This is a genomic window from Saccharicrinis sp. GN24d3 (assembly GCF_052400645.1).
Classification (GTDB): Bacteria; Bacteroidota; Bacteroidia; order Bacteroidales; family Marinilabiliaceae; genus Saccharicrinis.
Genome location: NZ_JBQTGI010000076.1, coordinates 1 through 1,468, shown reverse-complemented (window position 1 = coordinate 1,468; position 1,468 = coordinate 1). Strand labels below are relative to the sequence as shown.

Sequence of the window (1,468 nt, the reverse complement as noted above, 5' to 3'; positions counted from 1 at the left end):
TCCATAGCCGTTAACTTAAGGGAACCTATTGGTACAAAAACACATACACAGACGGACTTCCCCAATGAGGAAGTTTATAAGTTTTTTCTCCATATCTGTATTTATTTTATTTATGATAAAAAGGCAGTAAATGATTATTAAAACAATCAGATACTGCCTATGCCATAAAGGTAAAATTTTTCTTGGAGAAAAATGCCCTTTACGTTAGCGATAACACATATTTAAATAAAAACATTCAGCAAGTAGGAAAATGTTTGGAGAATCTTTTTTCGGAGGATCAGTTAGACGAAATCGCAATAAGGCACGGTTTTATAAAACGCAAGCGGTCTTTATCGGCTGCCTCCTTCCTTTCGTCATTGGTTTTTAACAATGACGATACCGAGAAATGTAGCCTGTTAGGACTGAAACTAGATTTATATGCCAATGCCAAGGTCAATGTTTCCAGAACGGCCATACACAAGAAATTTACCCCCGAGGCGGTTTCTTTTATGGAAGAGGTACTGTCAAATTTTTTGACCAGCCAAACATCCGGCGTCCTCAAAGATATCCTGCCACCCGACAGCCCCTTTACCGCCTTATACATAAAAGACTCTTCAAAATTCACGATACCCCAGGTTTTCGCAAAAGAATACCCTGCATTTGGTGGATATGGCAAAAAGGAAAAGGGGGCTTTGATGAACATCCAGTACGAATACGACCTGCTTTCCGGGGAAAGCCAATACCTGGAACTGACAAAAGCAACAAGAAACGACCAGCAGGACAGCAAAGAAACCGTGTCGGATATGAAACAGGGAGCACTGTACATGAGAGACCTGGGCTATATCACCACGAACTACCTCAAGGCTTTTGATACCAATGGTGCTTTTTATATTAACAGGCTTCCGAAAATAGGGGTATACCTGAAAAACGAAGACAGTTTTGATGCAATCTGCTGGAAGGATATCAGACATCACTTTAAGAAAAACGATGCCGCCAGCCTTGAAACAGAAGTGTATCTTGGTAAAAAAGAAAAAATCGGGTCACGGCTTCTGATCGTCCCTGTTCCTGAACAAGTGGCCGCAGGGAGAATACGGAAAGCCAAACAGGGAGGTAACAGAAAAAAGGGGTATGCCATATCTGGCGAATATAAGGCCAAGGCCCACTTCAACCTGTTTATCACAAATGTCCCCGCAAAGGTTCTATCCGCAGAAAAGGTGATCCTGGCATACAGGTTGCGGTGGCAAATAGAAATCTTGTTCAAAACATGGAAGTCGCACCTGAACATCCACAAGTGCAAGCCAATGAAAATAGAAAGGTTTAAATGTCAGCTGATAGGAAACCTGATATGGATACTTATCTCCAATAAACTGTTTCAGATCACGAAATCCGTCATAACCCGGCACGACAATTCAAAGTCCTGTAGCCCGATAAAGTTCTTTAAATTTTCAAAATATATAAAACAAGAACTTAGGGCGGTGGTTCATGTTTG

Annotated in this window: 1 protein-coding gene; it reads left to right on the top strand. The window is 41.2% G+C overall.

Features of this window, described 5'->3' with window-relative positions:
• Nucleotides 1-182 precede the first annotated feature (182 nt).
• Nucleotides 183-1,468, top strand: a 1,286-nt coding sequence (locus ACT29I_RS25655) for an IS4 family transposase (protein WP_444794858.1), incomplete at its 3' end; no start/stop codon positions are given.